The 10,750-nt window shown below is 31.8% G+C and carries 10 protein-coding genes; 5 read left to right on the top strand and 5 right to left on the bottom strand.

The window, feature by feature from the left end:
* Positions 1-21: 21 nt before the first annotated feature.
* The 3 genes from noc to mnmG form a co-directional block, all read right to left on the bottom strand.
* Complete coding sequence (noc, locus tag HMPREF9402_RS09395) at positions 22-843, bottom strand: nucleoid occlusion protein (protein WP_009607226.1); 822 nt, start codon at positions 841-843, stop codon at positions 22-24.
* Positions 844-955: 112 nt separating this feature from the next.
* On the bottom strand, positions 956-1,669 hold the full coding sequence (gene rsmG, locus HMPREF9402_RS09390; RefSeq protein ID WP_006784016.1) for a 16S rRNA (guanine(527)-N(7))-methyltransferase RsmG: 714 nt from the start codon (positions 1,667-1,669) through the stop codon (positions 956-958).
* Positions 1,670-1,729: 60 nt separating this feature from the next.
* Positions 1,730-3,607: a tRNA uridine-5-carboxymethylaminomethyl(34) synthesis enzyme MnmG gene (gene mnmG, locus HMPREF9402_RS09385; protein ID WP_006784015.1), complete on the bottom strand. Its 1,878-nt coding sequence runs from the start codon at positions 3,605-3,607 to the stop codon at positions 1,730-1,732.
* Between the two features lie 319 nt (positions 3,608-3,926).
* Here mnmG and HMPREF9402_RS09380 point away from each other — a divergent pair, with 319 nt between their 5' ends.
* Positions 3,927-4,826, top strand: a complete 900-nt coding sequence (locus tag HMPREF9402_RS09380; RefSeq protein WP_006784014.1) for an ABC transporter ATP-binding protein — start codon at positions 3,927-3,929, stop codon at positions 4,824-4,826.
* Positions 4,816-6,072, top strand: coding sequence for an ABC transporter permease (locus tag HMPREF9402_RS09375; RefSeq protein ID WP_009607231.1), 1,257 nt, complete (start codon positions 4,816-4,818; stop codon positions 6,070-6,072). Before HMPREF9402_RS09380 ends, HMPREF9402_RS09375 begins: the two co-directional genes overlap by 11 nt.
* A 283-nt stretch (positions 6,073-6,355) precedes the next feature.
* Here the strand turns inward: HMPREF9402_RS09375 and dnaN are convergent, their stop codons facing one another.
* Together dnaN and dnaA are read right to left on the bottom strand one after the other, a co-directional pair.
* Positions 6,356-7,501, bottom strand: a complete 1,146-nt coding sequence (dnaN, locus tag HMPREF9402_RS09370) for a DNA polymerase III subunit beta (protein ID WP_237701261.1) — start codon at positions 7,499-7,501, stop codon at positions 6,356-6,358.
* Between the two features lie 168 nt (positions 7,502-7,669).
* On the bottom strand, positions 7,670-9,016 hold the full coding sequence (gene dnaA, locus HMPREF9402_RS09365) for a chromosomal replication initiator protein DnaA (RefSeq protein ID WP_006784011.1): 1,347 nt from the start codon (positions 9,014-9,016) through the stop codon (positions 7,670-7,672).
* A 418-nt stretch (positions 9,017-9,434) separates the two neighbouring features.
* Here dnaA and rpmH point away from each other — a divergent pair, with 418 nt between their 5' ends.
* From rpmH to jag, 3 genes are all read left to right on the top strand, one after another.
* On the top strand, positions 9,435-9,569 hold the full coding sequence (gene rpmH / locus HMPREF9402_RS09360) for a 50S ribosomal protein L34 (RefSeq protein ID WP_006784010.1): 135 nt from the start codon (positions 9,435-9,437) through the stop codon (positions 9,567-9,569).
* Positions 9,570-9,624: 55 nt separating this feature from the next.
* A complete protein-coding gene (gene rnpA, locus HMPREF9402_RS09355) occupies positions 9,625-9,966 on the top strand; it encodes a ribonuclease P protein component (RefSeq protein ID WP_006784009.1) in 342 nt (113 codons plus the stop codon).
* Between the two features lie 119 nt (positions 9,967-10,085).
* Positions 10,086-10,697: an RNA-binding cell elongation regulator Jag/EloR gene (gene jag, locus HMPREF9402_RS09350; protein ID WP_009607229.1), complete on the top strand. Its 612-nt coding sequence runs from the start codon at positions 10,086-10,088 to the stop codon at positions 10,695-10,697.
* Positions 10,698-10,750: the final 53 nt, after the last annotated feature.

Genomic DNA, 10,750 nt, shown 5'->3' with positions numbered 1-10,750 from the left:
AATAATCCTGTTTTTTTTCTATTAATGTTTATTTTTAGGAAGGGAAATTTTAATCACATAAGAATCCTCTAATTCTTCTGTTTCATGAGCAACTTTCATTCCTGTTTTTTCAACCATCATAATTGCTTGTTTAAACGTATTCATTGCAATACGATAATCTCTTGGAACACGAGAAATTGTTTTTGGCTTCGTCGGCTTTTGAACTGGATTTAATGTCTCATCAATTAAACGTTCTGTTTCTGATACATTTAAATCCTTTTCAATCACTTTATTTAATAACTCTAACTGTAACTCTTCCTCTTTTACCACTAATAATGCACGTGCGTGACGTTCCGTAATTTTACGTTCTAAAACAGCCTGTTGCACCGTTTCAGATAAATTTAATAAACGAATTTTATTAGCAACCGTCGATTGAGATTTTCCCATCTGTTTTGCTAAAGTCGCCTGCGTAATACCATGTAAATCAATTAACTGTTTGTAAGCTAAAGCTTCCTCGATTGCCGTTAAATCTTCACGTTGAATATTTTCAACAATCGCAATTGATGCTGATTTTTTATCATCATAATCACGAATAATAGCAGGAACTTTATCTAATCCAATTAATTTTGATGCACGATAACGTCGTTCTCCGGCGATAATTTCATATCCATCTTTTAATTTTCTTACCACGATTGGTTGAATAACCCCGTGTTCCCTAATTGATTCTGATAATTCCAAAATCTTTTCGTCATTAAAAATATTTCGTGGTTGATATTTATTCGGAACAATTTTTGCAATAGGTAATTGAGTTACTTCATCTTTTACTTGATTGTGCGAGTCATCTTTCGAAAAAAAGCTAAACACCCTATGTCCCCCTTATAGTAAAATAAAAAAGAATTAATGTTTAAATTATAACGTATTTTTCTTCTTTTTTCTATCATTTATAAAGTCTTGTCCTGACAACTGACAGTTAATGCTATTTTATTGGCTTATTTTTAATCTGCCCGTATGCTCTTGGATACTTGTTTGGTGTCTTTTTGTATTTTTTTGTATAAATATTAGTTCGAGTTCCCGCTTCTTCGGGTAACTCAATATGTTTGACTTCAATGATTTCCACACCAAATGTTTCTAATGCTTTTTTAGATTCTTTTAATTCTTCATCACCTGTTTGACCTTTTAGAGCAATAAAGAATCCACCCTCTTTAACTAAAGGCACACATAACTCAGATAAAACATTTAATCTTGCAACCGCACGTGCTGTTACAATATCAAACGATTCACGATGTTTATCTGCATATTCTTCAGCACGTGAATGATAAGCCTTGATATTTTGAAGCTTTGTTTCCGCAATAACATGATTTAAAAAGTTCACACGTTTTCCTAGGGAATCGACTAAATCCATCTTTAAATGTGGATAAACGATTTTCACCGGTAAAGCTGGGAATCCTGCTCCAGATCCAACATCACATAAAGATTCACACTTGTGGATATCTTTAAACATTAAAAATGCAAGTAACGAATCATAGAAATGTTTTAAATAAACTTCATTAACTTCAGTTATTCCAGTTAAATTCATTTTTTCATTCCATTCAACTAATAATTCAAAATAACGATGTAATTGCCATTTTTGCTCTTCCGTTAACTCAATTCCAAATTCTTTTAATGCCTCATAAAATTGTTGTGGTGTCATTATTTCATCTCCTTACTCGACAAAGAGTTAAGAAAGCGTCCTTCCTTAACTCTTTTTTTATTAATTAATTTTTTTAAATTTCCCTGACTCTAAATAAACCATTAAGATTGAAATATCCGCCGGATTAACTCCCGAAATACGAGTTGCTTGTCCAATTGTTAATGGACGAATATCTTTTAGTTTTTGTTTTGCTTCGATCGCTAAGTTTGGAACATCATCATAATCAATGTAGTCTGGAATTTTCTTTTCTTCAACTTTATGAAGTTTTTCAACTTGTTGTAAAGCCTTATTAATATATCCTTCGTATTTAACTTGAATTTCAACCTGCTCAATGACTTCTTCAGAAATTGATTCATTTTTTTCTTCAATTAAACTGTGGATATGTTGATAAGTAATCTCTGGACGTTTTAAAAGTTCAAGAGCTGTAATCCCATCTTTTAAAGGAGATGAAGGAATACTTTCTAAATATTCATTCGTATTTCCTTTTGGAGTAATTTTAATTTGAGATAAGCGTTCTTTTTCAGCTTCAATTTGAGCTTTTTTATCTAAAAAGGCTGCATATTTTTCTTCATTAATTAAACCAACTTGATGTCCATATTCGCGTAAACGTAAATCTGCATTATCATGGCGTAATAATAAGCGATATTCTGCACGAGATGTTAATAAACGATAAGGTTCTAACGTTCCTTTCGTCACTAAATCATCAATTAATACCCCAATATAAGCTTCACTACGTTTTAAAATTAATGGATCTTTCCCTTGTACTCGAAGTGCCGCATTAATTCCGGCCATAATTCCTTGCCCTGCTGCTTCTTCATATCCACTTGTTCCGTTAATTTGACCTGCACTATATAAATTTTTAACTAATTTAGTTTCAAGTGACGGCCATAATTGAACAGGTTTAATTGCATCATACTCAATGGCATAAGCATAACGCACAATACGACAATTTTCTAACCCTGCAATCGTACGAATCATTTTCTCTTGTACGTCTCTTGGTAAACTACTCGAGAACCCTTGAACATAAATTTCATCGATGTGCTTACTTTCAGGTTCTAAGAAGATTTGGTGACGTGGTTTATCGTTAAAACGAACCACTTTATCTTCAATTGATGGACAGTAACGAGGTCCAACCCCTTCAACAACTCCTGAATACATTGAAGAACGTGTTAAGTTATCCATAATAATTTGGTGTGTATCACCACTTGTATAAGTTAAATAACATGGCACTTGATCCTCAAGTGGTAAATGTTCTTTTGTATCAAAACTAAACGCACGAACAACATCATCGCCAGGTTGAATTTCTGTTTTAGAAAAATCAACACTATCTGTTGCAACACGAGGCGGTGTTCCAGTTTTTAATCGGAATAGCTCAAATCCTAAATCTTTTAGACTTTGAGATAATCCTAACGAAGTTTTAGCACCATCAGGTCCACTTAATGTAATCTCATCACTGATCATGACTTTAGAATGCATGTAAGTACCTGTTGTTAAAATAACCGTTTTACCAAAAATTTGTTCCCCAGATTCTAAAGTAATTCCTTTAACAGTTCCATCTTCAACAATTAAGTTATCCACAATTGCTTCTTTAACATCTAAATTTTCTTGTGAAAGAACTGTTTTTTGCATTTCTTTTGGATAATCAACTTTATCCGCTTGAGCACGAAGTGCTCGAACAGCAGGTCCTTTACCTGTGTTTAACATACGCATTTGAATATGCGTCTTATCTGTATTAGCACCCATTTCTCCACCAAGGGCATCGATTTCACGAACAACAATCCCTTTCGCTGGACCCCCAATAGCTGGATTACATGGCATATGACCAATACGATTAATATCTCCCGTTACCATTAAAGTTTGGCAACCCATACGTGCCGGGGCAAGTGCCGCCTCAATTCCGGCATGACCTCCACCAACAACGATTACATCATATATCATATAAGCTCACTCCTTACAGTAAACATTAAACTTCACACTATTCAAAAAGACTATTCTTATTTTACATCTAAAACTCGACAATAAACAATAAAAATAACATTAGTATCACAAATAGTAAACAAATTTCTTTCGTTTTAGACAAAATTCTTTAACATCCTTCAATATTTTATGAGAAATTAAATTTGTGGATAAAAAGCAATTATGAATTATTATCATCCAAATATTGTTATTTGATACCAAATATATCATAATATTGATATCTATGACTTAATCATAAGGCGCATACTTCATGAATTTACATGAAAAGGAGAGAAAAACGGTGCTAGTTTTAAAAAATGTAAATAAAGAGTTTCATGATATAAAAGCCGTATCAGACTTAAACCTGCATCTAAAAAAAGGTGAAATCTATGGATTACTCGGGGCAAATGGAGCAGGTAAAACCACAACATTTAGAATGATTTTAGGACTTTATGATCAAACCTCTGGTGAAATCACTTGGAATGGCCACAAAATAAATGAATCAACAAACGATATCATTGGGTACTTACCTGAAGAAAGAGCATTGCTACAAAAACTAACCGTTAAAAATCAAGTTTCTTATCTTGCTTTACTAAAAGGTATGAAAGAACAAGAAATTGATAAAGAACTTGATTATTGGCTCGAAAAATTTGGAATCATGGAATATAAAAACAAAAAAATTAAAGAACTTTCAAAAGGAAACCAACAAAAAATTCAATTTATTACCGCCGTTATTCATAAGCCAGAACTTATTATCCTAGATGAACCTTTTACAGGACTTGACCCAATCAATCTTGAAATGATGAAAACAGAAATAATGAACTTCAAAGAACAAGGTAAAGTGATTATATTCTCCTCTCATCGTATGGAACACATTGAAACATTATGTGATCGACTTACTATTTTGAGAAAAGGTCAAACTGTTTTACAAGGTAATCTAAAAGAAATAAAAAAATCATATAATGCTAGAACCATTCTGATTCAAGGAAATTTAACTCTTGATTATTTAAAAGCTATTCCACATGTTAATGAAGTCACACGTGTTCAAGATGATTGGTGTTTAAAAATCGATAATAAAGAGTATGTTTCAACAATTTTTAATGCTTTAAAACCTGAGCATCATATTGAAAAGTTTCTCGTGTGTGAACCTTCACTACATGAAATTTTCATAGAAAAGGTGGGACAAGCATATGAAGAGTAAATTTTGGAACTACGTCTTATATAACTATCTTCGTAAAATTAAAAGTAAAGCCTTTATTGGATTTAACATCTTCTTAATCATCATCGGCTTTTTAGTGAGTCAACTTGGTAATATCATGAGTTTCTTTAATGATACTTTTGATTATTCTCAGACAATTTATGTTGTGGACGAAACGAATCAACTTTATTCACAATTTGAAAAAGATTTTAATAGTATTCTCTCAGATGTCTTACTTGAACAAAGTACAGATTCAACAGATGAACTTAACCAACTCGTCGAAAATAACGACATATCGGCTTACTTCATTATCGATTATGATGAAACGAACCTATTATCTGCCACATATGTTGCCAATGATTTCTCCAACAATTCATTCTATACCATTGGTGAACAAATTTTATCAGGGTATAACTCAAAAATTGCAATGGAAACTGCCGGTTTAACAGAAGCTCAAACCGAACTTATCCAAAGACCATTTTCTATGAATTTAATTGCACTTGATGAGAAAGCTCAATCAGCAGAAGAATCATTAGGGAGCATGGGAATTGCCTATATCTCAATCATCTTAATTTTCTTATTCTCATACATGTACTCAGTGTATGCAGGTCAAGAAATCATGGAAGAAAAAACATCACGTGTTATGGAAATTATCATTACTTCAATTTCTCCAATCAAACAGCTTTACGGAAAAATTGTGTATAACAGCTTCTATGCTTTAACACAACTCGCTATCTTTATGGTGCTATTTACAATCTCCATTCAATCGATGATGAAAAACCTCCCAGAAGATGTTATGAATACCGTCTCAATGGTGATATCACCTGATAAAGCTCGAATTATTGTTTACCTAATTATCTTTGCAATTGTCGCTTACCTCGTTTATCTCGTTAGTGTCTTAATCTTAAGCTCAATCATTAGTTCCGTAGAAGAATATCAAATTGCTATTTCACCAATTATGGTCATTGGACTTGTTTCTTTCTACATTGGAATTTTTGGAATGACTTCACCCGAAGCGCCATTTATCAAAGTCATGTCTATGATTCCATTTGTTTCTCCTTACATTATGCCACTTCGAATCCCGACCATGACTGTTTCAACGCCAATGATTTGGTTATCAATTGGACTGAATCTACTAGTTATCATCATTATTCTAACCTTCGGATCACGAGTTTATAAAAATGGTGTTTTAAACTACTCGGGAGATTCAGTCATCAAAAAATTCATGCAATCAGTTAAAAAATCTTAATAAAAAAACGGTGGGAAACTTTATTTCCTACCGTTTTTTTTATTCTCTTATCTAACTCTTTTAATTTATCCACATTATCCACAGGCAAAATAGTATCTTTTTTTCGACTATATTTAATATTTTCTTCTAATTTTGTGATAATACCAATGTAAAATCATACTTTTTTCTATCTAAAAAAATCGGAAAATATCGTTTTCAAATCTGTGAACAACTCTAAAAGTTATCCACAACTTGTGGACAAACAAAAAAGATTAGTGACAAAATGTCACTAATCTTTTAAATACTATTCCATACGTACTGGGACAATTAATTGAATTGTTGTCTCATCGTATTTATCTCTTAAAACAAATGGACGCATATCTCCATTGAAACTCATGATAACATCTGAATTATTAATTGCTTTTAATGCATCGATAATAAATAGTGCACTACATGCAATACGTAATTCTCCACCGGAAATCATTTCTACTTGAACTTCTTCTTCAACTTTTCCGACTTCAGGAGATTGAGCTGTAATTAATAACTTACTTTCTTCAGGTAAAATATTTAATTTAACGACATTAGATACTTGATCACGAGCAATTAAAGCAGCACGATCAAATGCATTTAATAATTCATGATAATTTGCTTTAATTTCAATTCCGAATGTTGTAGGAACAAATTCTTTTGTTTCTGGATAAATTCCATCTAATAAACGTGATTGGAATGAAATATTTCCAATTTGGAATAAAATTTGATTATTTGCTAAATAGATATCTACCGAGTTATGTGAATCATCTAAAATTTTTGATAACTCGATTAAACTACGTCCTGGAATAACGATATTAAATGAATCATGTAATTTATTTAATGGAACTGTCTTTTTAGATAAACGGAAACTATCTGTGGCAACACACATTAACTCATCTGCATCATAGCGGAAGTTAACCCCTGTTAACACAGGACGATTTTCACTATTTGCTGTTGAAAATACCGTTTGACGAATAATTGTTTTTAGTAATTGTTTTTCCATGTGAATAGGATCATCATTTTTAATTAACTCAATGTTTGGATATTGAGTAACATCAAATCCATTTAATGTGTATTCACTTCGTCCACATTTAATTGTGACATAGTTTCCTTCAAATGTACTAATTTCAATTGTATCTCCATTTAATTTTTTAATAATTTCAATAAAATATTTTCCTGGGATAATAATTGAACCTACAGCATCAATTTGGATTACTTGTGTATCATTTACTTCTAACGGTAAAAATGTATTAATCGTAATATCTGAATCACTTGTTGTTAAATAAAGACCTTCATCTGATACAACAAATTTAATACCCGTCAACACTGGTAAAGGTGTTTTAGTCGGGATTGCTTTGCTAATGTATGAAAGTTGGGTTAATAACAATTGACGATCAACTTTAATTTTCAAATTAATCACTCCTATATAATTATATATTATATCTTTTTATAACCATTTTAGTAATAATGTTTGTGAATATAGGGGATAATGTCTAAAAACATCCTCCTGTAGGTGTTTTTAGTTGTGGATAACTTGTGGACAGTTCATACTTTAATGTCGAATCTTATCCATAAGCCTGTTTATAAATTAAGATAGAGCCTGTTTTAAATCATTAATAGCTTTCTTTAATTCAGCACTCTCTTTTAACTCTTTTTCAATCTTCTCACAACCATGCATGATTGTCGTATGATCGCGTCCACTAAAAGCTTCCCCGATTTTTGGGAATGAACTTCCTGTTAGTTCCCTTGTTAAGAACATGGCCACTTGCCTTGCATAAGCAATATTTTTCTTACGTTTTTTCGATAAAATATCAGCAACTGATACATCGTAGTATGCGCCAACTTCTTTTATAATGTTATTCACATCAATTTTTGAATTTTTTTGTTCTGCTTTAAATAAATCTCTTAACGCTTCGTTCGCTAATTCAATAGTGAAATCTGAATTATTAATTGTAGCATAGAAAATTAAACGTTTCAATGCACCCTCAAGCGTACGAACATTGCTATTAAACTTACTTGCAATAAACTCTAAAACTTCTTCTGGGAACTCATCAAGATTAATGTTTTCCCCAGCTAATTTTTTCTTCATAATTTCAATTCTTGTTTGCGTATCAGGGATTTGAATATCTGCTTGTAATCCCCATTCAAATCGAGAAGTTAAACGATCCATAATATCCTTTAAATCAGATGCTGGACGATCCGATGTGATAACAATTTGCTTATTATTATTGTATAGCTCATTAAACGTGTTGAAGAACTCAGTTTGAGTTTGTTCTTTTTTAGATAAGAATTGAATATCGTCAATTAATAAAACATCAATATTTCGATATTTTTCTTTAAATGCTTCAAAATTATTATCTAATGTTGCGTGACGATAATCATCAATAAATTTTTCTGAGGTACAGTATAAAATTCTTGATGATGGATTATCATCTAAAATAAAATTCCCGATGGCTTGCATTAAATGTGTCTTTCCAAGTCCTACCCCACCAAAAATATACAGTGGATTGGCAACCTCTCCAGGACGTTCCGCTACCTGAAGAGCAATCATATACGCTAAACGATTGCTTTTCCCCGCAACAAAGCGATCAAATGTATAAGTTGTATTTAAATTCCCTCTATAATATTTTGGAAGATTTGGATCCGGTTTTGTTAAATCAAATGCTTGCTGATCATTTTTTACATAGTCATTTGTAATAAATTTAACATCATAATTAAATCCGGATACTTCGGCAATCATTTCCACAAGTTCTTTTAAATAAAATTTATCTAGCATAAATTGTTCATGGTTATTTTGAACAATCACATACATTTTATTATTCTTTACTTTATATACTTTTTTGGGAGTGCTAAAAAACATATCAAATGATTGTTGAGAAATATTAGATTTCAGTCGGTTGATAGCATCATCCCATATTCGTTGATATTTTTCCACCACATACACCTCATCCGAAAGTCTCTTCTATCAACATTATAGCATAACCAAAACTTAAAAAAGTCCACAATGTGTAAAAAATCAACAAAAAGTTATAAACAACCTTGTGGATATGTGTTTTTCTTCAACAATCTGCAACACTTTTCGACAATGTGCAGTGGATAACCACAAGCTAAAAAGCCTGTAACACCAATGTTTTCGTCATTTATCCCCAATATCCACAGAGTAAGGTATAAACAACGTGTCGAATTGTGAATAATATTGTGGAATACTTTTTAATTCTATCGTCTAAGTAAAATCTATTCACATGTCCACAGTAGACGACACGATATCCAAAAAGTAATCATTGACTTTACAGTTTAGATTGACTATAATATTGAATTATGCTATGGTATAAAACTCTTAGGAGGTGTTATAGATGAAACGTACTTGGCAACCAAACAAACGTAAACGTGCAAAAACTCATGGTTTCCGCGCTCGTATGGCAACACCAGGAGGACGCAATGTTTTAGCTCGTCGTCGTAAAAAAGGTAGAAAAGTGTTATGCGCATAAGACCACTCTTTATAGTGGTCTTTTTACTAGCTAAAAAAATATAGCGGGTGAGATGATGCAAAAAAATTATCGAATCAAAAAAAGTAGTGAAATTGAACAAGTCATGAAAAATGGACGTTCAAAAGCTAATCCTTATTTCATTGTGTATAAATATAAAAAAACAGACAATGAAAACTTCAGAATTGCAATCTCAGTTGGAAAAAAAATCGGAAATGCGGTAGAACGAAATAAAGTTAAACGATATATCCGAAACGTCACAACTGAACACAAACAAACAATAGATTCTAACTATGATTACTTTGTAATCGCCCGTAAAGGCGTAAAAGAATTAGATTACGTATCATTTAAAGAAAAATTAGAGCAACTTTATAAAAAAATGGATATCATTCCAAAATAATATAGATTAAAATTGTATTAGGATATGACGACCATCTGTGAAATAGATTCCACTAGTCATTGCATAAATTAACCGTTGGTCGCAAAACTTACTCATACTTAAAAGAAAGAGTGATTTGGATGAAACCGAAAATATTCGAAGGAAAAGTTATGAACGATATCCTCATAGCTGCAAAGAATCATTTTCATCAAGACCAACAACAATTGATTATTAATGTGCTAGAGGAGAAAAAAGGAATCTTTGGACTAGGTGCTTATATAAAAGCAGAAGTCTCTTTAAATCTTGATCCAATTGAAGAAGGAAAAAAATATCTTCTCCAATTATTAAATGATTTCAATTTAACAGGAACAGTCGAGATAATACCTAGCAAACAATCTATAACTTTTAATGTAAATAGTGATAATAATGGACTTATTATCGGCCGTGAAGGAAAAACACTTCAAAGCATTCAAGTTTTAACAAGCCAAGTTGTAAATCAATATACCAGTAAACATTTAAAAGTCCTTGTGGATATCGGCTCTTATAAGGAAAATCAAATTAAAAAATTAGAAGCTCTTGCTAAGAAAACCGCAAAAGAAGTGCTTCACTCAAAGATTGATGCGAAACTTGACCCAATGAATGCTTATGATCGACGTATTATCCATAATACATTATCAGATTGGAAAAACATTCAGACAGTTTCAAATGGAGTCGAGCCTAATCGATATCTTACAATCAAATATAAAGCCTAATAGACCTCTTAGTGAGGTCTATTTTTAACTTATTGACCTTTTATGCTACAATT

Origin of the sequence: Turicibacter sp. HGF1, from assembly GCF_000191865.1 — a bacterium.
GTDB lineage: Bacteria > Bacillota_I > Bacilli_A > MOL361 > Turicibacteraceae > Turicibacter > Turicibacter sanguinis.
Note: the sequence above shows the minus strand (reverse complement) of the source record. Positions and strands in the feature narration are given on the sequence as shown.

Excerpts from the sequence above, each read along its gene's own strand:
- rsmG (WP_006784016.1), bottom strand. The coding sequence starts at position 1,669 with ATGACACCACAACAATTTTATGAGGCATTAAAAGAATTTGGAATTGAG.
- mnmG (WP_006784015.1), bottom strand. The coding sequence starts at position 3,607 with ATGATATATGATGTAATCGTTGTTGGTGGAGGTCATGCCGGAATTGAG.
- HMPREF9402_RS09375 (WP_009607231.1), top strand. The coding sequence starts at position 4,816 with ATGAAGAGTAAATTTTGGAACTACGTCTTATATAACTATCTTCGTAAA.
- rpmH (WP_006784010.1), top strand. The coding sequence starts at position 9,435 with ATGAAACGTACTTGGCAACCAAACAAACGTAAACGTGCAAAAACTCAT.
- rnpA (WP_006784009.1), top strand. The coding sequence starts at position 9,625 with ATGCAAAAAAATTATCGAATCAAAAAAAGTAGTGAAATTGAACAAGTC.
- jag (WP_009607229.1), top strand. The coding sequence starts at position 10,086 with ATGAAACCGAAAATATTCGAAGGAAAAGTTATGAACGATATCCTCATA.